19 protein-coding genes are annotated in these 19,267 nt (G+C 69.8%); 7 read left to right on the top strand and 12 right to left on the bottom strand.

Features of this window, described 5'->3' with window-relative positions:
- Nucleotides 1-3: 3 nt before the first annotated feature.
- From AC1PME_RS12445 to ccmA, 8 genes are all read right to left on the bottom strand, one after another.
- Nucleotides 4-459: a cytochrome c-type biogenesis protein gene (locus tag AC1PME_RS12445; protein ID WP_481096022.1), complete on the bottom strand. Its 456-nt coding sequence runs from the start codon at nucleotides 457-459 to the stop codon at nucleotides 4-6.
- Nucleotides 456-1,061: a DsbE family thiol:disulfide interchange protein gene (locus tag AC1PME_RS12440; RefSeq protein ID WP_430543964.1), complete on the bottom strand. Its 606-nt coding sequence runs from the start codon at nucleotides 1,059-1,061 to the stop codon at nucleotides 456-458. Before AC1PME_RS12440 ends, AC1PME_RS12445 begins: the two co-directional genes overlap by 4 nt.
- Nucleotides 1,061-2,995 carry a heme lyase CcmF/NrfE family subunit gene (locus AC1PME_RS12435; RefSeq protein ID WP_481096021.1) on the bottom strand — a complete coding sequence of 645 codons (1,935 nt, stop codon included), beginning with the start codon at nucleotides 2,993-2,995 and terminating at the stop codon, nucleotides 1,061-1,063. The genes AC1PME_RS12440 and AC1PME_RS12435 overlap by 1 nt, the downstream gene beginning before the upstream one ends.
- A gap of 204 nt (nucleotides 2,996-3,199) precedes the next feature.
- Nucleotides 3,200-3,649 (bottom strand): cytochrome c maturation protein CcmE, encoded by a 450-nt coding sequence (ccmE, locus tag AC1PME_RS12430; RefSeq protein ID WP_481096020.1) that lies wholly within the window; start codon nucleotides 3,647-3,649, stop codon nucleotides 3,200-3,202.
- Nucleotides 3,646-3,822 (bottom strand): heme exporter protein CcmD, encoded by a 177-nt coding sequence (gene ccmD, locus AC1PME_RS12425; RefSeq protein WP_017915657.1) that lies wholly within the window; start codon nucleotides 3,820-3,822, stop codon nucleotides 3,646-3,648. The genes ccmE and ccmD overlap by 4 nt, the downstream gene beginning before the upstream one ends.
- The gene (gene ccmC, locus AC1PME_RS12420) at nucleotides 3,819-4,568 is read right to left on the bottom strand and encodes a heme ABC transporter permease CcmC (protein WP_307550991.1); all 750 of its coding nucleotides are present in this window, start codon (nucleotides 4,566-4,568) and stop codon (nucleotides 3,819-3,821) included. The genes ccmD and ccmC overlap by 4 nt, the downstream gene beginning before the upstream one ends.
- Nucleotides 4,569-4,670: 102 nt before the next feature.
- Complete coding sequence (gene ccmB, locus AC1PME_RS12415) at nucleotides 4,671-5,366, bottom strand: heme exporter protein CcmB (RefSeq protein ID WP_307550989.1); 696 nt, start codon at nucleotides 5,364-5,366, stop codon at nucleotides 4,671-4,673.
- A complete protein-coding gene (gene ccmA / locus AC1PME_RS12410; RefSeq protein WP_160965131.1) occupies nucleotides 5,363-6,010 on the bottom strand; it encodes a heme ABC exporter ATP-binding protein CcmA in 648 nt (215 codons plus the stop codon). The genes ccmB and ccmA overlap by 4 nt, the downstream gene beginning before the upstream one ends.
- Before the next feature lie 208 nt (nucleotides 6,011-6,218).
- Here ccmA and AC1PME_RS12405 point away from each other — a divergent pair, with 208 nt between their 5' ends.
- From AC1PME_RS12405 to AC1PME_RS12395, 3 genes are all read left to right on the top strand, one after another.
- Nucleotides 6,219-7,367, top strand: a complete 1,149-nt coding sequence (locus tag AC1PME_RS12405) for a pyridoxal phosphate-dependent aminotransferase (protein WP_481096019.1) — start codon at nucleotides 6,219-6,221, stop codon at nucleotides 7,365-7,367.
- A 177-nt stretch (nucleotides 7,368-7,544) separates the two neighbouring features.
- The gene (locus tag AC1PME_RS12400) at nucleotides 7,545-8,372 is read left to right on the top strand and encodes an amidohydrolase (protein ID WP_481096018.1); all 828 of its coding nucleotides are present in this window, start codon (nucleotides 7,545-7,547) and stop codon (nucleotides 8,370-8,372) included.
- A gap of 407 nt (nucleotides 8,373-8,779) precedes the next feature.
- Nucleotides 8,780-9,217: a hypothetical protein gene (locus AC1PME_RS12395; RefSeq protein ID WP_254458301.1), complete on the top strand. Its 438-nt coding sequence runs from the start codon at nucleotides 8,780-8,782 to the stop codon at nucleotides 9,215-9,217.
- 201 nt (nucleotides 9,218-9,418) lie between these two features.
- On the opposite strand, the gene AC1PME_RS12390 is transcribed toward AC1PME_RS12395, so the two are convergent.
- The 4 genes from AC1PME_RS12390 to AC1PME_RS12375 all read right to left on the bottom strand — a co-directional run bounded on the left by AC1PME_RS12390 (nucleotide 9,419) and on the right by AC1PME_RS12375 (nucleotide 13,874).
- A complete protein-coding gene (locus AC1PME_RS12390; protein WP_481098112.1) occupies nucleotides 9,419-10,102 on the bottom strand; it encodes a hypothetical protein in 684 nt (227 codons plus the stop codon).
- A 289-nt stretch (nucleotides 10,103-10,391) separates the two neighbouring features.
- Nucleotides 10,392-11,942 carry a pseudouridine synthase gene (locus tag AC1PME_RS12385; protein WP_481096017.1) on the bottom strand — a complete coding sequence of 517 codons (1,551 nt, stop codon included), beginning with the start codon at nucleotides 11,940-11,942 and terminating at the stop codon, nucleotides 10,392-10,394.
- The gene (gene scpB, locus AC1PME_RS12380; RefSeq protein ID WP_481096016.1) at nucleotides 11,935-12,909 is read right to left on the bottom strand and encodes an SMC-Scp complex subunit ScpB; all 975 of its coding nucleotides are present in this window, start codon (nucleotides 12,907-12,909) and stop codon (nucleotides 11,935-11,937) included. Before scpB ends, AC1PME_RS12385 begins: the two co-directional genes overlap by 8 nt.
- 23 nt (nucleotides 12,910-12,932) lie before the next feature.
- Nucleotides 12,933-13,874: a segregation and condensation protein A gene (locus AC1PME_RS12375; protein ID WP_254458297.1), complete on the bottom strand. Its 942-nt coding sequence runs from the start codon at nucleotides 13,872-13,874 to the stop codon at nucleotides 12,933-12,935.
- Nucleotides 13,875-14,247: 373 nt separating this feature from the next.
- Here AC1PME_RS12375 and AC1PME_RS12370 point away from each other — a divergent pair, with 373 nt between their 5' ends.
- The 4 genes from AC1PME_RS12370 to AC1PME_RS12355 all read left to right on the top strand — a co-directional run bounded on the left by AC1PME_RS12370 (nucleotide 14,248) and on the right by AC1PME_RS12355 (nucleotide 19,154).
- A complete protein-coding gene (locus tag AC1PME_RS12370; protein ID WP_254461425.1) occupies nucleotides 14,248-14,547 on the top strand; it encodes a YciI family protein in 300 nt (99 codons plus the stop codon).
- A complete protein-coding gene (locus AC1PME_RS12365; RefSeq protein ID WP_481096015.1) occupies nucleotides 14,544-14,828 on the top strand; it encodes a BolA family protein in 285 nt (94 codons plus the stop codon). The genes AC1PME_RS12370 and AC1PME_RS12365 overlap by 4 nt, the downstream gene beginning before the upstream one ends.
- Nucleotides 14,829-15,063: 235 nt before the next feature.
- A complete protein-coding gene (locus AC1PME_RS12360) occupies nucleotides 15,064-16,077 on the top strand; it encodes a LacI family DNA-binding transcriptional regulator (protein ID WP_254458295.1) in 1,014 nt (337 codons plus the stop codon).
- A gap of 104 nt (nucleotides 16,078-16,181) precedes the next feature.
- Entirely contained in the window at nucleotides 16,182-19,154 is a 2,973-nt protein-coding gene (locus AC1PME_RS12355; protein WP_481096014.1) for a TonB-dependent receptor, read from the top strand.
- Nucleotides 19,155-19,267: the final 113 nt, after the last annotated feature.

Raw genomic sequence — 19,267 nt, 5'->3', positions numbered from 1 at the left:
GCCTCACCATTCCTGTTCGTCCTGCAGCGGCAGCGCGGTCGCTGCCGGCGCGCGCCGTCGCAGTATCCGGAGCAGCACCACCGCGCCGCCGGCCAGCAGCAGCAAGGGGCCGAACCACAGCAGCCAGGTCCGCGCTTCCAGCTGCGGCCGGTACAGCACGAACTCGCCGTAGCGATCGACCAGGAACTGCTTGATCTGTGCGTCCGACTTGCCCTGGTGCATCAGCTCCAGCACTTCGCGGCGCAGGTCCATGGCGATCTGCGCGTGCGAGTCGGCCAGCGATTGGTTCTGGCATTGCACGCAACGCAATTCCGCGGTCAGCGCATGGAAGCGCGCTTCCTCGGCGGCGGAGCGGTAGGCCAGCGGCGTCGGGTCGGACACCGGGTCGGCGCCGGCCAGCGCCGACCATGCCAGCAGCGCCAGCAGGCCCAGCCGCAGCGCAGGCCGGCCGCGCCTCATGGCGTGGCCGCGCCCTGCGTGCGCGTCGGCGGGGCGTCGCGCTCGGCCTGTTGCAAGGCCGGTAGCAGCTCGTCGCGGATGATCTGGTCGGTCAGCGGGCCGGCGTGCTTCCAGCGCACCACCCCGCGCGCATCGACCAGGAAGGTCTCCGGCGCCGCGGCCACGCCCCAGTCGATGGCGGTGCGCCCCTCCGGATCGAACAGCACCGCCAGGAACGGATTGCCGAGCTGTTCCAGCCAGCGCAGCGCGTCCTCGCGGGTGTCCTTCCAGTCGTAGCCGATCACCCGCACGCGCTTGCTCAGCGCGAAGCGGGTCAGCACCGGGTGTTCCTCGCGGCAGGCCGGGCACCAGCTGCCCCAGACGTTGAGCACGTACGGCGCGCCGAGCAGGTCGCTGCTGCGCACGCGGATCGAGGCGTCGTGCAGCAGCGGCAGCGCGAACGCCGGCGCCGGCTTGCCGATCAGCGCCGACGGCAGCGCGTCGCGGTCGGCGCTGCCGGAGCGCTGCACCGCATACACCAGCAACGCCAGCAGGCCGAGCAAGAACAGGGCGCCCAGCAGGATGGCGGGCAGCGGCAGGCGACGTGGAGCGGGAGCGGACATCAGGGGGTCTCCGGAGAACGACGGAAGCGCCGGTCGGCGGCGGTGACGAAACCGCCCAGCGCCATCAGCGCCGCGCCAAGCCAGATCCAGCGCACGAAAGGTTTGACGTGCACGCGCATCGCCCAGGCATTGCCGCCCAGCGGCTCGCCCAGGGCGACATAGACGTCGCCGAACAGACCGGGGTGGATGCCGGCCTCGGTCATGTTCTGGCCGCCGCTGGCGTACAGGCGCTTTTCCGGGTGCAGCAGCGTCAGCGGGCGATCGTCGCGCAGCACCTGCACGTGCGCGCGTTCGGCCACGTAGTTGGGCCCCTTGCGCTGGTCCAGGCCCTGCAGTTCGAAGCGGTAGCGGCCCAGGTCCAGGTGCTGTCCGGGCGCCAGCGCCACCTCGCGCTGCTGCTCCAGCGCCTCGACCAGCAGCGCGCCGGCCAGGAACACCGCGATGCCGGTGTGGGCCAGGGTCATGCCCAGCATCTCGGCGGTGAAGCGGCTGCCCTTGAGCTGCCGCCGGCTCCACACGAAGCGCGCGGTGCCCAGCAGCACCCAGGTCGCGGCGGCGACGCCGGCGGCGGTCTTCCACGCGCCCTGCGGCGCCAGGAAGAAGCCGATCGCGCCGGCCAGCAGGGCCAGGCCGGCCCAGGGCGCCAGCAGCGCCAGCGGCCGCGACGCCTGTTCGCGCTGCCAGCGGGTCAGCGGGCCGAACGGCAGCAACGCGACCAGCGGCGCCATCAGCACGATGAACAGCGTGCCGAAGTACGGCGGCCCCACCGACAGTTTGCCCAGGTCCAGCGCATCGGCCAGCAGCGGATACAGCGTGCCCAGCAGCACCATCGCGCAAGCGCAGGTCAGCAGCAGGTTGTTGGCCAGCAGTAGGGTCTCGCGCGAGGCCGGGGCGAAGCGCTGCCGCGTGTCGTCGGCCGCGGCCGCCACGCGGCCGCCGCGCAGCGCGTACAGCAGCAGCGCGCCGCCGCACAGCAGGCTCAGGAACACCAGGATGAACAGGCCGCGGGCAGGATCGGCGGCGAAGGAGTGCACGCTGGTCAGCACGCCCGAGCGGACCAGGAAGGTGCCCAGCAGCGACAGCGAGAACGCGGCGATCGCCAGCAACAGGGTCCAGGCGCCGAAGCTGCCGCGCTTTTCGGTAACGGCCTGCGAATGCAGCAGCGCCGCGCCGGCCAGCCACGGCATGAAGCTGGCGTTCTCCACCGGGTCCCAGAACCACCAGCCGCCCCAGCCCAGTTCGTAGTACGCCCACCAGCTGCCGAGCGCGATGCCGATGGTCAGAAAGCCCCAGGCCACGTTGGTCCACGGCCGCGTCCAGCGCAGCCAGCGCGCGTCGACCTGGCCGTCCAGCAGCGCCGCCACCGCGAACGCGAACGGCACCGCGAAGCCGACGTAGCCGGCGTACAGCAGCGGCGGATGGATCACCAGGCCGGGATCCTGCAGCAGCGGATTGAGATCGCGCCCTTCCAGCGGTGCCGGCAGCAGCCGTGCGAACGGGTTGGAGGTGAACAGCAGGAACGCCAGGAAGCCCACGCTGACCAGCGCCAGGGTACCGATCACCCGCGCGACGACCTGGGCCGGCAGCCGCCGCGAATACAGCGCCACCGCGCCGGTCCACAGCGCCAGGATCAGCGTCCACAGCAGCAGCGAGCCCTCGTGCGCGCCCCACACCGCGGAGTAGCGGTATACCAGCGGCAGCAGCGAGTTGGAGTTCTCGGCGACGTAGGCGACCGAGAAATCCTGGGTCACGAACGCATGGGTGAGGATGGCGAAGGCGCCGGCGACCAGCGCCAGCTGCGCGAACGCCGCCGGCCGCGCCACGCCCATCCAGCGCGCATCGCCGCGCCGCGCGCCGGCCAGCGGCAGCACGGCCTGCAGCACGGCGGTGAGCAGGGCCAGGATCAGCAGGAGCTGGCCAACCTCAGGCAGCACGGCGCTCAAGCCGGAACGCGTCATCGAGGACGCCAGGATGCGCTGCTAGGTGTCCACACGGAAAACCGGAGGTCGGCAAGCAGTGCCGAACGAAGTGGACCATTGCATTGCATGGACGCAGCTCGGCGCTGCCCATGATCGGGGGCATGCTTCTGCTGCGACCATTCCCCACTCCCGATTCCCGATTCCCGCCCCTCAGGCAATTCACTGCACCGCCCCCACATCGTGCTTGCGGTGCGCGCTGCCCATCTTGTCCGCCAGTTCCTTCGGCATGTAGGTCTCGTCGTGTTTGGCCAACACGTCCTCGGCCACGAACACGCCGTCGCGCATGCTGCCGGTGGCCACCACCGCCTGGCCCTCGCGGAACAGGTCGGGCAGGATCCGGTCGTAGCGCACGGTCAGTTGCGCATCGCCGTCGGTGACCCGGAAGTGCGACTGCAGCGCGCCGGGGGCGCGCTGGAACGAGCCTTTCTCGACCATGCCGCCGAGGCGGAAGCGCGCGTGCGCGCCGGTCTTGCCGGCCAGCACCTCGGCCGGGGTGTACAGGTAGGCGGTATTGCGCTGCAGGGCCATCGCCACCAGCGCGGTGGTCAGGCCGGCGGCCAGCACCAGCAGCATCAGCCACAGCAGGCGGCGCCGGCGCTGCGGGTTCATCGGCTCAGCTCCAGCGGCGGCGCCGGTTCGGCCTTGGCCTGGCGCTTGCGTTGCGCGCGCAGCCGCGCCGCCCGCAGCGCCGCGCGCACCTGCAGGCGCGCCAACACGAAATCGGCCAGCAGCACCCCGGCGAACACCGCGTAGGCACCGACCACGTAGGGCAGGTAGTTCATCCGCGCGCCTCCGCCAGCTGCGTCACCCAGTCCTTGCCGGCCTCGCGGCGCAGGTTGTCGGCGCGCGCGCGCGCCAGCAGCGAGCCGGCGAACCAGAACTTGGTCGCGGCCACCATCAGCCACAGCGGCGGCAGCATGCTCGGGTCCATGCTGGACTGGCCGAACAGGCGGATGGTCTGGCCCTGGTGCAGCGAGTTCCACCACACCACCGAATAGCGGATCACCGGCAGCAGCACCACGCCGACGATGGCCAGCAGCCCGGCCGCGCGCGCGGCGCTGCGCCGGTCCTCGATCGCCAGGTACAGGCCCATCACGCCGATGTACAGGAACAGCAGGATCAGTTCGGTGGTCAGGCGCGGGTCCCAGTCCCACCAGGCGCCCCACATCGGCTTGCCCCAGATGCTGCCGGTCAGCAGGGTGATCAGGGTGAAGGCGGCGCCGATCGGCGCGCAGGCCATGGCCAGGATCTCGCACAGCTTGATCCGCCAGACCTGGGCGATGGCCGCGTACACGGCCATCAGGCCGAACACGAACAGGCTCATCCAGGCGCTGGGCACGTGGATGTAGAGGATGCGGAAGGCGTCGCTCTGCAGGCGGTCGGCCGGCACCACGAACAGTGCCTGCCAGATACCCACGCCGGCCAGCAGCAGCGCCGCCAGGTAGCACCACGGGGTCCAGCGCGCCGCGAAGCGATCGAAGGTCGGCGGCGAACCGAGTTGGTGGAACCAGCGGACGAGAGAGGCCATGCGGACGATTCTAGCTGGCGGAAGGCGGGCTTCGTTGCGACAACGACGGAACGGCGATGGAGCACTGCGCTTGCATGGTACGTCCGCCGCTGCGCCAAAGGCTCAGCTCAGCGAGATGCGGATCGCCGCGGCCGCCGCCAGCGGCGCCAGCACCAGGCCCGCGACCAGGCCCGCGGCCAGCAACAGCAGGCCACCGGCCGGGTCCAGGCCCTGCGCCGCCGCCGCCACGCTGCCGGCACCGAACACCAGCACCGGCACGTACAGCGGCAAGGCCAGCAGCGCGACCAGGATGCCGGCGCGCTTCATGCCCACCGTCAGCGCCGCGACCACCGCGCCGAGCAGGCTCAGCAAGGGCGTTCCCAGGGCCAACGATGCCAGCAGCACCGGCATGCGGTCATGCGGCAGGTGCAGCAATTCGCCGAGCAGCGGCGCGGCCACGATCAGCGGCAATGCGGTGGTGGCCCAGTGCAGCAGCACCCGCACCAGCACCAGCCAGGCCAGCGGCACCGGCGCCAGCAGCCATTGCTCCAGCGAGCCGTCCTCGGCGTCGCTGCGGAACAGGCTGTCCAGCGCCAGCAGGCCGGCCAGCAGCACCGCCAGCCACAGCGCGGCACCGGCCACTTCGCCGAGCAGGCGCGGCTGGTTGCCCAGCGCCAGCGCGAACAGGGCCACGATCAGCAGGGCGAACAGCGCCGGCTGCAGCGCGTCGCCGCGGCGCCGCCACAGCAGGCGCAGGTCGCGCAGCAGCAGCGCGCGGGTGGCCTGCCACAGGGAGGGAACGGGCGCGGCCAGGCTCATGCGGCGACTCCGCTCAGGCTCAGCATGCGCGTGCGTACCGGCGGCGCGGCATAGGCGCCATGGGTGGTGACCAGGGCCGCGCCGCCGCTGCGCAGGTGCGCGGCGATCATGCGGTTGACCAGGGTGATGCCGTCCAGGTCGAGGTTGGCGTAGGGCTCGTCGAGCAGCCACAGCGGCGCCGGCGACAGCCACATCCGCGCCAGCGCCAGGCGCTTCTTCTGCCCGGCCGACAACTGCCGCACCAGCGTGTCCTCGTAGCCGGCCAGGCCGACGATGGCCAGCGCGCTGCCGGGCATCTGCTTGGCCCGGCGCCCCTGCAGCCCGCACAGGTAATGCAGGTTCTCCAGGGTGCTCAGGTCGGCCTTCAGCGCGCCCAGGTGGCCCAGGTAGGCCATGAAGCGGGCGCGGTCGCCGCGCCGCACCGGATGGCCGTCGATCTCGATGCGCCCGGCCTCGGCGCGCAGCAGGCCGACCAGCACCCGCAGCAGGGTGGTCTTGCCGGCGCCGTTGTCGCCCTGCACCAGCAGCGCCTCGCCGGCATCCAGGTGGAAGTCCAGCGGCCCGAACACCGCGGCGTCGTCGCGGGCGAACGTGAGCCCGTGCGCGGCCAGCAGCGGTGGCGGGGTGTACAGCGGATCGGTCATCGGCGAAGGCCGCGGCGGAGGGCGCGGCGGCGGGCGGCAAGGGAAGGCGCGCATTGTATCGGCATGCGGGCGTCCGGCGGATGCCGGCGGCGGCCATACGCGGCGATGCGCGTGTGCTGTTTCGGGGGGAGCGGCGGGCCGCTGGCGCATCGCCGGCAAGCGGCTTTGCGTACACTCGGCGTTTTCCCGCTGCTCGCAGATCCCCCGCATGTTTCCGCAGACCAAGCTGCCCAAGGTGGGCACCACCATCTTCACCGTGATGTCGCAACTGGCCGCCGAGCACGGCGCGGTCAACCTGGGCCAGGGCTTTCCCGACTTTCCGGTACCGCCGCGGCTGATCGAGGCGCTGGACCGCGCCATGCGCGAGGGCCACAACCAGTACCCGCCGATGACCGGGGTGCCGGCGCTGCGCCAGGCGATCGCCGAGAAGGCGCTGCGCTGCTACGGTGCCCAGGTCGATGCCGACACCGAGGTCACCGTCACCAGCGGCGCCACCGAGGCGCTGTTCAACGCCATCCACGCGGTGGTGCGCCCGGGCGAGGAGGTGATCGTGCTGGATCCGGCCTACGACAGCTACGAGCCGGCGATCGACCTGGCCGGGGCGCATGCGGTGCACGTGCCGCTGGACCCGCACACGTTCGCGGTGGACTGGGAGCGGGTGCGCGCGGCGATCACCCCGCGCACCCGCCTGCTGATGCTCAACAGCCCGCACAACCCGTCCGGGGCGATGTTCGGCGCCGACGACCTGCAGGCGGTGGCCGAACTGCTGCGCGGCAGCGACATCTTCCTGATCTCCGACGAGGTCTACGAGCACATCGTGTTCGACGGCCGCCGCCACGAGTCGGTGCTGCGCTGGCCGGAGCTGCGCGAGCGCGCCTTCGTCGTCTCCAGCTTCGGCAAGACCTATCACTGCACCGGCTGGAAGATCGGCTACGCGATCGCCCCGCCGGCGCTCAGCGCCGAGTTCCGCAAGGTCCACCAGTACAACACCTTCACCAGCTTCGGCCCGGCCCAGCACGCCTTCGCCGCGATGATCCGCGAGCAGCCCGAGCACGACGAACAGCTCGGCGCCTTCTACCAGGCCAAGCGCGACCGCTTCCGCGAACAGTTGCTGGGCACCCGGCTCACGCCGCTGCCGGTGCCGGGCGGCTATTTCCAGCTGGTGGACTATTCGGCGGTCAGCGACTTGCCCGACACCGAGTTCGTGAAGTGGCTGACCATCGAGAAGGGCGTGGCGGCGATCCCGCTGTCGCCGTTCTACCAGGATCCGCCGCAAGGTCAGCGCCTGGCCCGGCTGTGCTTCGCCAAGAACGAGGCGACGCTGGATGCGGCGATCGAGCGGCTTCGCGCGCTGTAAGCGCGCGAAGCCGCCGGGAATGGGGATTCGGGAATCGGGAATAGTGAAGGTCGCTGTCGCTTAGCGACTCCCCATTCCCGATTCCCCATTCCCGCTTTTAGGCCATCTGCCATGGGTAACGCCTACACTGGGCCTGCTGTGCCTGGTCGGCACGATCTGCATCGGAGGACGTTGGGGATGACACAGGTGGCACAGGATCTGAGGATCTCGCTGGTCCAGGGCGATACGCGCTGGCACGCCCCGGCCGGCAACCGCGCGCATTACGCCGAACTGCTGGCACCGCTGGCGGGCGTCACCGACCTGGTGATCCTGCCGGAGACCTTCACCAGCGGCTTCTCCAACGATGCGCTGGCGCAGGCCGAGGACATGGACGGGCCGACCGTGGCGTGGATCCGCGAGCAGGCGGCGCGGCTCGGTGCGGCGGTGACCGGCAGTGTGCAGTTGCGCGTGCCCGGCGCCGATGGCGAGGCCAAGGTGTTCAACCGCCTGCTGTGGGCCACGCCGGACGGCGCATTGCAGCATTACGACAAGCGCCATCTATTCCGCTACGGCAACGAGCACCTGCGCTACGCCGCCGGGCGCGCGCGCCTGTGCGTGGAGTGGAAGGGCTGGCGGATCAATCCGCAGGTCTGCTACGACCTGCGCTTTCCGGTGTTCTGCCGCAACCGCTACGACGTCGAACGCCCCGGCCAACTGGATTTCGACCTGCAACTGTTCGTCGCCAACTGGCCGTCGGCGCGCGCCTACGCCTGGCGCACGCTGCTGCGCGCGCGTGCGATCGAGAACCTGTGCTTCGTGGCGGCGGTCAACCGCGTCGGTGTGGACGGCAACGACCTGCACTACGCCGGCGACAGCGCGGTGATCGATTTCCTCGGCCAGCCGCAGTTGGAGATCCGCGAGCGCGAACAGGTGGCGACCACCACGATCTCCGCCGCTGCGCTCGCCGCGCACCGCGCGCGCTTCCCGGCCATGCTCGATGCCGATGCCTTCAGTCTGGACGACTAGCCGACACTTCATTACTCTGGAAGGCTCACTCTGTGCTGAGTCCGGAGGGCTCCCCTTGTAAGAGCCCCTCCTGCAGGATCGTGCGGCGAGCTTGGCGGGTGCACTGTGGGAGGGACTTCAGTCCCGACGCATTGCGCCATCGGAAAGCACGCTGCTTCGCGCGTCGCCGCTGCATGCCAGTTGACTCCTGCAAAAGCAACGAGCGGTCAGGCCGGGCCGCCGCAAACGCGTTTTAGCGATACTTCGCGCCGGCGTCGCGTACTGCATGTGCCCCGGCCACGCCGGCACCAGTCCGCCGCAAGTGGAAATGCCGGCTGAACGTGCGCGCGACGCCTCGTCAACCTTGTCGCGGCCGCGACGGACCCATTGCTACCCTCGCGCCTCGTCCACCCATCGGTAATGCCCACATGATCAAGTCGCTTTCTCTGCTCGCGCTGCTGGGCGCGGCCGCGCTCGCGCCGCAGGCCCAGGCCGCCGGCAATATCGATTGCAAGCTCTCCTTCAACCTGTCGGGCTGGTCGGTGTTCTACAAGACCGCCAAGGGCACCGGCACCATCACCTGCAACGACGGCGCGGTGATCCCGGTCAAGATCAGCAGCAAGGGCGGCGGCCTGACGGTCGGCAAGTCGAAGATCGTCGGCGGCCGCGGCACCTTCAGCGGCGCCTACAGCCTCAACGACCTGTTCGGCACCTACGCCGCCGCCGAAGCGCATGCCGGCCTGGTGAAGTCCAGTACCGCGCAGGTCGTCACCAAGGGCGACATTTCGCTGGCCCTGGCCGGGACCGGCGAAGGCGTCGATCTTGGCGTCAACGTCGGCAACTTCGTGATCGAGCGCCGCAGGTAAGGCGCCGCGCCCTGGCTGCGGTGGTGCCGCAGCCAGGGCGGATACAAAGCGAACGGATCGAATCCAGGCGCAGTGCGCCTGGATTCTGTTTTGGGTCACCGGTTTCTCGAGGCGATCGACCGCGCGCCGGCCGCACGCTGGATCGCAATGCGACCCGGCGAAGCGCGTCCTGCGCGAGGACGCGCTTCGCGTGCTCTGCGCTTACTGCTGCGCGAACACCCAGGCCAGCTCGCCGCGCAGCGGTTCCGGCGCCGCCAGCGCCTGGCGATACAGGGTGCGCGCCACCCAGCAGGCATCGGCGTCGCTGGCCTTGGTGATCTGCGGCAGGACGTGCAACAGGCGTTGTTGCTGATCGGCAGGCAGGGACCTGACCAGGCTGCCCATCGCCTCCTGGATCCTTTGCTGCGACACCACCTGCGGCTGGGTGTTGCCCAACGCGGCCTCGGTGGCTTTCAGCGAGATATCGAACCAGCGGTCGATCTGCGCCTGCGGCAGTTTTTCCAGGCCGCCGAACATCGCTGCGCCCAGCGCCTGCGCATCGTTCGGATTGCCGCCGCGGGCCAGCAGTGCGCACTGCGGCACGTCGACCTTTTCGCTGACCTGGGACAGGATCTCCAGGCGCTGTTCCAGCGTGTCGCGATCCAGCCGCGCGATGCCGCTCTGCGCCAACTTGAAACCGACCTGCTGCGCCTGCGGGCCGCTCTGCTTGAGCAGCGCCACGTAGCGCGGATCGCTGGCCAGCTTGCGCAGCATGCGATCGAACGGTGCGTGCAGCGGCGAACTGGCGGGGTAGGGGTTCTGCGCTGCGGCGATTTCTTCCTGGGCCTTCCGGCAGGCGCCAAGGCTGAGCACGCCGGCGATCAGCAGCGGCAGGGCGATCTTCATCTTCCGTGTCATCGGGGTTCCTGGGTCGGGATGCCGCCGAGGTGCCGGCGGCAAAGCGCCGCAAGCATATCCGGTGTGTGCGTCGTGTGGTCAAGGCGCACATGTGGGGACGCCCCGCGGCCACCCGTTGACCCATCGGCCAACGCGCGATGGCGCGGATGCCGACGGCGGCGAGGAGCGGGGCGCCGCACGCTGCTGCCGCCGGCGCAGCAAAAAGGGCGCCGCTTGCGCAGGCGCCCTTGGAACCGCTCGGGGCGAGGGCCGGCGCGCGCTGCGCCGGCGCCGCGACTCAGCCGCCGCGCGGACCGCGGTTGCCGCCGCCACCGGGACGGCCACCGCCGCCCGGACGCCCGCCGGCCGGGCGGTTGCCGCCGCCGGGACGTCCGCCCGGACCCGGGCCGCGCTTCTGGCCGCCGGCCGGGCGCGCCGCGCGCGGCGCGGCGCCGTAGGGGTTGAAGCCGGGGTTGGCGTGGTCGGAGGGGAAGCTCGGCGCGTTGGCCGGGTGCCCGTAGGGATGCGCCTTGCGCTGCTGGCCCTGGCCGCGTGCCTGGCCACCAGCGCCCGCACCGGCGCCGGCACCGGCCGGGCGCGGCTTGGCGTAGGGACGCCCCTGGCCCTGGCCCTGGCCTTGACCGCCGCGACCGCCGGGGCCGGCGTTGCGGTGGCCGGTCGGGCCGGTGCTGACGCCCTCCGGCACGTACCAGGTGCGGAACGCGGCCGGGTTGCCGTCCGGCAGCGGCTTGGGGCCCTTCGGCGTGCGCTGCTTGAACGGCTTCTGCGCCTGCTTGGCGGCCATCTCGCCGCTCACCGTCAGCCCGCCGTGCGGCTTCTTGCCGCCGCGGCCGCGGCCGCGGTCCTCGCGGAAGGTGTCGAAGCGGCGCAGCTCGCGGCCTTCGTCGGCGGTGTTGTGGCCGTTGACGTAGGCGTTGCCGCCGCGGCCGACCTGCACGGTGGCCTTGGCCGCCTTGCGCTGGCCGATCACCGGCTGCAGGGTCAGCGCCGACGGGGTGCCTTCCTCCAGCTTCAGCTCGGCGCGCAGCGCCTCGACCTTGTCCTGCGCCAGCTCCATCGAGTGCCCGCGCAGCAGTTCGCGCGGCAGCGCGATCTTGCCGTAGCGGGTGCGCTTGAGCCGGCTGACCTGGCAGCCCTGCGATTCCCACAGGCGTCGCACTTCGCGGTTGCGGCCTTCCTTGACCACCACCCGGAACCAGTCGTGCGAGTCGGTGCCGCCGATGCGCTCGATCTCGTCGAACTTGGCGCCGCCGTCCTCCAGCAGCACGCCGCGCGAGAGCCGCTCGATCATGCTGTCCGGCACGGTCTCTTCGCCTTCCGGGGCGCGCACGCGCACCACGTACTCGCGCTCGATCTCGTAGGAGGGGTGCATCATCGCGTTGGCCAGCTCGCCGTCGGTGGTGAGCAGCAGCAGGCCGGTGGTGTTGATGTCCAGGCGGCCGATCGCGATCCAGCGCGCGCCCTTCAGCGCCGGCAGCGCCTCGAAGATGGTCGGGCGGCCTTCGGGATCTTCGCGCGTGGTCACTTCGCCTTCGGGCTTGTTGTAGATCAGCACGCGCGAGGGTTCGGTCAGCGCGCTGGCGACGAAGCTGCGGCCGTCCAGCTCGATCTTGTCGCCGCTGCGGATCGACATGCCGGTCTGCGCGACCTCGCCGTTGACCTTGACCAGGCCGTCGGCGATGCGCTGTTCCAGCGCCCGGCGCGAGCCCAGCCCGGCCTGGGCCAGGACCTTGTGCAGGCGTTCTTCCAGTTTCGGCTGCTCGGCGGCAGCGGCGTCGCGCTTGAGCGAGAGCTTGTTCAACGACAGCTTGCGGGAGGTGTCACTCATTTACTTGGCTCCGGCCGGCGCGTTGCGCGTCGGCCTGTGGTTCGGAATCGGCATCGTCAACAGCCACGGTCGTCGTCGCGACGGCGTTGTCTTCGGCTTCGTTCGCATCCGCCGCGCGCTCTCCCGGCGCGGCTTCGGGTTCGCCCGTCGGGGCGGTCGTGGAATCCGTGGCCGTCGGCGCGTCGGCGTCGTCGGTCGCGGGGGTGTGCGGTACTGCGGTGTTGCTGGTGTCTGTGTCTGTAGCGTCTGCGGCCTCGGCCTCGGCCTCGGCTGCCTGCGCCGTCGCGGCAGGCGCGGCGGAGTCGCTGGCGGTCGCGGCCTGCGCCGGGGTGTCGCTCTGGCCGTCCTGGCCGGCGTCGCCGCCCGGCGCGGCGTCGGCCTGGGCCATGTCGCCGACCGGCAGCGCGTCGCGGTCCAGCGGCAGCTGCGGTTCCAGTTCGCCGATGTCCTTGAGTTCGGACAGCGGCGGCAGTTCGTCCAGGCGCTTGAGCCCGAAGTAGTCCAGGAAGGTCTTGGTGGTGCCGAACAGCGCCGGCTTGCCCGGCACGTCGCGGTGCCCGACCACGCGGATCCATTCGCGCTCTTCCAGCGCCTGGATGATGTTGCTGCTGACCGCCACGCCGCGCACCTGCTCGATCTCGCCGCGGGTGATCGGCTGCCGGTAGGCGATCAGCGCCAGGGTCTCCAGGGTGGCGCGGGTGTAGCGGGTCTTGCGCTCGGTCCACAGCCGCGCCACCCAGGCGTGCACGTCGCTGCGCACCTGGTAGCGGAACCCGGAGGCCACTTCGACCAGTTCCACGCCGCGGCCCTCGCAGGCCTCGCGCAGCAGTTCCAGCGCGCGCTCGATGCTGCCCGGCGGCGCGGGTTCCTCCTCGGGGAACAGGCCGTGCAACTGCGCCAGCGGCAACGGCTGGTTGGCGGCGAGCAGGGCGGCCTCGACGATGCGGTTGATCAGCGCTTGATCCATGCGGGGGCGGGGTCTCGGTGGGCTCAGGTGGTGGCGTCGGCGGCGTCGCTGTCGTCGAACTCGCTGTTGAACTGCAGCGGCGCGTTGGTGTTGCCCAGCGCCAGCGACTTGACGTAGATCGGCGGCAGCGGCGGCCGTTCGGCGGCCTCGGCGGGGACGTGCGCCAGCGGCTCCTGGACGATGTCCAGCAACTGCTCCTTGGCCAGTTCCAGCAGGGCCAGGAAGGTCACCAGCACGCCGAGCTTGCCTTCCTCGGCACTGAACAGCGATTCGAAACGGTGGAACTTGCCGTCGTCCAGACGGCCCAGCACATCGCCCATGCGCTGGCGCACGCTCAGCGCCTCGCGCTTGATCGCGTGGCCGCTGAACAGTTCGGCGCGCTTGAGCACGTCGTACAGCGCCAGCAGCATTTCCTTCAGCTCCACCGGCGGCGGCAGCTTGACCGCGGCGCGGTCCGGCACGTGGGCGTGCGCCGGGGTGGTGTCGCGGTCCTGCCGCGGCAGCGCGTCGATGTCCTCGGCCGCCTGCTTGAAGCGTTCGTACTCCTGCAAGCGGCGGACCAGTTCGGCGCGCGGGTCCACTTCCTCGCCGTCTTCGGCCGGCGGCCGCGGCAGCAGCATCCGCGACTTGATCTCGGCCAGGATCGCGGCCATCACCAGGTATTCGGCCGCCAGTTCGAAGCGCAGCTCCTGCATCACGTTGATGTAGTCCACGTACTGCCGGGTGATCTCGGCGACGGGGATGTCCAGGATGTCCAGGTTCTGCCGGCGGATCAGGTACAGCAGCAGGTCCAGCGGGCCTTCGAACGCGTCCAGGATGACTTCCAGCGCATCCGGCGGGATGTACAGATCCTGCGGGATCTGCAGGACCGGCTGCCCATGCACCACCGCCAGCGGCATTTCCTGCTGCTGTGGCGGGGTCGTCTGGGTTGGCGGGTTCGCGTCGAGCGCGAGTTCGGAGGTCATCGGTTGGACATCGGTGTTGCGGTAGCGAAGGGCCGGGCAGGCGCGACCCGGCGCGGCTCCTTGCCGGCAGTGCTGCGGTTCAATGGCGCGTCGTCCCCGCAACGCGCTCGGTACTTCAACAAGACACACGACGCACGCCACGCGTGTCGCGGCGGCGGGAACTGCAGAGGAGGACGTCTGCGCGGGCGGTGTCAGGCAGCGAATCGGTCGTCGGAAGGGGCTTGGGGTCGCCGATCACCGACGGGCCGCTGCATCCGGCCGCGTGCAATGGGACCAAGGGTAATGCGCCGGCGGGGTCGATGTCCAGCGCCGCCGCGCCGGGGCAGGTCCTACAATGCGCACGGACGGTTACAGGAACGAAGGCAGGCCGATGATGTGGTACGTGATCGAGGGGTACGACGTGGACGATGCGCTGCCGCGGCGGGCGGCGGCGCGGCCGGCGCATCTGCAGCGGCTGACCCAGCTGCAGGAGGCCGGACGGCTGTTGCTGGCCGGGCCGTGCCCGGCGATCGACGCCGAGGATCCGGGCCCGGCCGGCTTCAGCGGCAGCCTGGTGGTGGCCGCGTTCGACTCGCTGGCCGAGGCGCGGGCCTGGGCCGAGGCCGATCCCTATGTGGACGCCGGTGTCTACGCCCGGGTCGAGGTGCGGCCGTTCCGCAAGGTGCTGCCATGAGCCAGGTCGGCGCCGAGCGGGTGGCGCGGATCCGCGCCGCGCTGGAGGCGGCGTTCGCGCCGCAGGCGCTGGAGGTGGAGGACGACAGCCACCGCCATGCCGGCCACGCCGGCGCGCGCGATGGCCGCGGGCATTTCAATGTCCGGGTCGTCAGTACGGCCTTCGCCGGGATGGCGCCGCTGGCCCGGCACCGCGCCGTCTACGCGGCGCTGGGCGAGATGATGCAGACCGACATCCATGCGCTGTCGATCCGCGCCGAGGTGCCGGGCGCGGCCGGCTGACGCCCGGCGGCGGATGGGGGCGCCTGCTTCGAAAAGAGGGGCACACCCCGCGGAAAATCGGAATCGGCACCTGGATTATGTTGCGTTGCGGCACGATTCCGACCGGTTTTGCATTATTCAAGCAACTGAAAAACAAGACTTTTATTAGGTAGGCAACAAAGGGCTTCTGCCTCGCGCTGAAAACGATTACAGTCCGCGCCAGTTTCTCAAGGTCTCTGCCGTGGAGGGCGGCACGATGGCGAAGAGCGCGGTTACCATCAAAGACGTTGCACGCGAAGCCCGGGTCTCGGTGGCCACCGTGTCGCGTGCGCTCAATGGCCATGAGAACGTGGCCGCGCCGGTGCGGACCCTGGTGCTGGAAGTGGCCGAGCGCCTGCGCTACAGCCCGCATGCGGCGGCGCGCAGCCTCAGCAGCCGCCGCACCCAGACCCTGGGGGTGGTGCTGCCCGACCTGTACGGCGAGTTCTTCTCCGAACTGATCCGCGGCATCGACGGCGCCGCCCGCGCGCGCCGCCAGCACCTGCTGGTGTCCAGCTACCACGGCGACCCGGAAGAGCAGGGGCGGGCGCTGCGGGCGATGCGCGGGCGCGTCGACGGCCTGCTGGTGCTGTCGCCGTATGCCGAGCGCCCGGGTTTTCTCACCGACAACCTGCCGCAGGCGCTGCCGACGGTGTTGATCAACACCCACCTGCCGGGCACCGAGTACCCGGTGCTGAGCATCGACGACCATGCCGGCGCAGTGGCGATGACCGAACACCTGCTGGCGATGGGACATCGCCGCATCGCCTTCATCGGTGGCCCGGAACTGAATTTCGACGCGCGCGAACGCCTGCGTGGTTTCCGCGACGCCATTGCGCGCCATCCCGGCGAAGCGCACGGCCAGGAGTTCCCGGGCGACTTCGACGAAGCCTCCGGGTATCGCGCCGGACAGGCGATGCTGCAGGCGGGCACGCTGCCCGATGCGGTGTTCGCCGCCAACGACATGACCGCGCTCGGCTGTCTCTACGCCTTCACCCAGCACGGTGTGCGCGTGCCCAACGACATCGCGTTGGCTGGTTTCGACGACATTCCGCTGGCGCGTTTCGTTCACCCGTCTCTCACCACCATGCGCGTCAGCATCGCCGGGCTTGGTGAGCAGGCGATGCATCGTCTACTGCAACTGATCGATCGGCCCGACGCGGACGACGGGCGGCGGCAGACCCTGGTTCCTACGTTGGTCGTGCGCGATTCCAGCACGGCCCGTTCCTGATGCGACGCGTGTTTCGCGCCGCATCGCTTGTTCCACTTCGTTTCATCGAAGCACCACGCACCACCCATAACGAGCATCACGTCTTCCTGGAGGGAAAACCCCACATGCACCACACCCCGCACTCCGCCCGGCCCACGCGCAAGCTGTTGAGCTGCGCCCTCGCCAGCTGCCTGTTGCTGGGCGCCGCGCCGGCATTCGCGCAAAGCACCGGCGCCACCATTCGCGGACAGGTCAAGGTCGATTCGGCGCCGGCCGCGTCCGCGCAGGTCACCGCCACCAATCTGGCCACCGGTCTGAGCCGCAGCGTGCAGGCCAGCAACGGCATCTATTCGGTCGGCGGCCTGCCGCCGGGGTCCTACCGCATCGACGTCACCGCCGACGGCAAGACCACCTCGCAGAACGTCACCGTGCAGGTCGGCCAGACCGCCACCCTGGACCTGGGCGTGGGCGGCGAAGCGGCCACCGCCAACGGGCAGGGCGCGACCACGCTCGACGCAGTGCAGGTGCAGGCGCCGCCGGTGCTGGTGGAGACCCGCACCTCGGAGAACGCCACCTACATTTCCAACGCGCAGATCGAGAAGCTGCCGCAGGCCACGCGCAACTTCCTGGAGCTGGCCGACAGCGTGCCGAGCGTGCAGTTCCAGCGCGACGCCAAGGGCAACACCACGGTGCGCTCCGGCGCGACCTCGGCCAACGGCACCAACGTCTACATCGACGGCATCAGCCAGAAGAACTACGTGCTGACCGGCGGCGTCAGCGGCCAGGATTCCAGTCGCGGCAACCCGTTCCCGCAGTCGGCGATCGGCGAGTACAAGGTCATCACCTCCAACTACAAGGCCGAGTTCGACCAGGTCAGCAGCGCGGCGATCGTCGCCTCGACCAAGTCCGGCACCAACGATTTCCACGGCAGCTTCTTCTGGGATACGACCAACGACGACTGGCGCGCCGAGAGTCCGCTGGAGCGCAAGGCCGGCCAGCGCGACGATTTCTCCGAGACCCAGTACGGCGCCACTTTCAGCGGCCCGATCCTCAAGGACCGCGCGCATTTCTTCGTGGCCTACGAGGCCAAGGAATACACCACGCCCAACACGGTGATCCCCGGCGGCATCTACGCCGACCGCGTCGACCAGTTGCCGGCGCAGCTGCAGCCGCTGGTCGCCACCTACAGCACGCCGTTCAAGGAAGACCTGTACTTCGGCAAGATCGACTGGACGCTGGGCGACAACAACCTGTTCGAGCTGACCGGCAAGTACCGCAAGGAAGACGAGCTGTCGGACATCGGCGATACCACCACCTACCAGCACGGCAGCAGCAACGGGCAGAAGGAAAAGCGCGCCAACCTGCGCTGGCAGTACAGCGGCGAGGCCTTCCTCAACGACCTGAACCTGAGCTACGAGAGCGCGTTCTGGACCCAGACCCCGCTCACTGACGGCAGCGGCTATGTGCTGTCCTACGTGCCGCAGGCCGGCAACGAGACCACCATCCTCAGCGCCGGCGCCGGCAGCAGCTTCCAGAACAAGGGCCAGAAGGGCTGGACGCTGCAGGACGACCTGACCCTCAACAGCCTCGACTGGCACGGCAGCCACACGATCAAGATGGGCCTGAAGTACAAGGACATCCAGCTCGACTCGACCCAGATCAATCCGGCCAATCCGCAGTACTACTACAACATCCTCAGCGATGTCGGCACGCCGTACCGGGTGCGCTTCGGCGACACCGGCGACGGCGGTTCGGTGCAGTCGCAGAACAAGCAGTACGGCATCTACCTGCAGGACGACTGGGAGGTCAACGAGCACCTGACCCTGAACCTGGGCGTGCGCTACGACTACGAAAAGACCCCGTCGTTCCTGGACTTCGTCACCCCCGCCGACGTCGCCAGCGCGCTGCTGAACTGGCGCAACCTGGACAACGCCAACTACGACATCGCCAACTACATCAGCACCGGCAACAACCGCAAGGCGTTCAAGGACGCCTGGCAGCCGCGGCTGGGCTTCTCCTACGACCTGTTCGGCGACCAGGCCCACGTGATCTACGGCGGCGCCGGCCGCGCCTACGACCGCAACCTGTTCGACTACCTGGCGCTGGAGCAGCTCAACAACAACTTCCGCTCCTACAGCTACTACTTCAGCAGCGCCAACACGCCGTGCCTGGGCCAGCCGTGCGTGGCATGGAATCCGAGCTATGCGACCCAGGCCGGCCTGGACGGGCTGGCGGCCTCCAACACCGGCGGCGCCGGCGGCGGCCGCGAGGTCTACCTGATCGACAACAACATCAAGGTGCCGTACTCCGACCAGTTCAGCCTGGGCATGCGCAACATGGTGCATTTCTGGGGCAACGACTGGTACACGGACGTGACCCTGAGCCGCATCGTCAGCGAGGACGGCTTCGTGTTCCTGCGCGGCAACCGCCGTGCCGACGGCTCGTTCTTCCTGCCCGGCACCACCTCCGGCGTGCCCACCGACTCGCCCAACGGCTACAGCGCGATCGTGCTCGGCACCAATGGGCTGAAGACGCGCAACAACCAGTTGGCGCTGAAGCTGGACAAACCCTACGACAAGGAGTCCGGCTGGGGCCTGACCGTGGCCTACACCTTCTCCGACGCGAAGGAAAACCGCCAGTACGGCGAGCACTACGCGCTGGACCAGCCGTCGATGGCCGGCTACGGCTGGCGCGAGGCCGGCGGCATCCCGAAGAACCGCCTGGTGGTCACCGGCATCTACGATCTGCCGTACGCCATCACCCTGTCGGCCAAGCTGTCGCTGGCCAGCCAGACCCCGCGCTACGGCACCAACTGCCTGGCGGGCAACGACCAGTGCTATATCATCCAGTACAAGCCGGACGCCACGCTGGGCTACAAGGAATTCAGCCTGGCGGCGAACAAGGAATGGGATACCGGGTCGGGCATCAAGTTCAACGTGCGCGCCGATGTCATCAACCTGTTCAACTGGACCAATTACGCGGACTACAACACCGATACCGGCACCTACGCCGATCTGAACACGGCGTTCGGCACGCCGAACGGCGTGCTCGCTTCGCCGATGCGGACGTTCAAGCTGTCATTCGGTTTGAACTGGTAAGTTGGGTCGCCGCGGCTCCCGTGCCACGGGGGCCGCGGCGATGGAAAAGCGGGTTATTTTTTGCGTGCGTGTAAACGATTTCACGGGGGGCACGATGAAGAAGCAGTGCAGTT

The organism is Xanthomonas sp. NCPPB 901 (assembly GCF_056725085.1).
Note: the sequence above shows the minus strand (reverse complement) of the source record. Positions and strands in the feature narration are given on the sequence as shown.